The sequence below is a fragment of the Streptococcus oralis genome, from assembly GCF_001075875.1.
GTDB lineage: Bacteria > Bacillota > Bacilli > Lactobacillales > Streptococcaceae > Streptococcus > Streptococcus oralis_I.
On the sequence record NZ_JUOS01000209.1, the window covers coordinates 1 to 689 of the forward strand.

Here is a 689-nt window from a genome sequence, read left to right on the forward strand (position 1 = left end):
ATCCAATCAGTAGGAATCTCAGATGACTACGATGAAGCTAAATTGGAACTTGATTCTACTAAGATCAAAGCTTACGATTCAGTAACAGGTGCAGAAGTAACAGATAAATTCGACATCACTGTGAACAACGGTGTGATCACTGCAACTCTTAAAGCTGGCTTCACTAAGTCACTTGGAGACGCAGAAGATACTCAAATCATCGATACAACTAAGTTCGCATTCGGACGTTACTATAAGTTCGACATCCCAACAACAGTGAAAGCTGATGTACCTGGTGGTGTAGATATTGAAAATACTGCGACTCAAGTAGTCAACTACTACAACCCAACTACTAAGAAAGTTGAAAAACCAGAAAAACCAACTGAAAAACGTGTCAACAACGTTCCAGTTGAAGTGGAATTCAACTTCACTAAACGCTTGGAAGGCCGTGAGCTTAAAGAAAACGAATTCAGCTTCGTTCTTAAAGATTCAGAAGGTAAGACTCTTGAAACTGTAAGCAACGATGCGGCTGGTAACGTTAAGTTCAAAGATCTTGAATTCAAGAAAGATCAAGAAGGCGTACACAACTACACAGTAGAAGAAGTTAAAGGAACAGACGCAACCGTTACATACGACACAATGAAAGCGAATGTAACAGTTACAGTTAAACACGATGGAACAGCTAAAGTTCTTATCGCGACTGTAGGCGA

General features: G+C 39.9%; 1 protein-coding gene. It reads left to right on the plus strand.

The window, feature by feature from the left end:
• Nucleotides 1-689 (plus strand): SspB-related isopeptide-forming adhesin (locus ADM33_RS10580; RefSeq protein ID WP_049505142.1); only part of this gene is annotated, 689 nt, incomplete at both ends.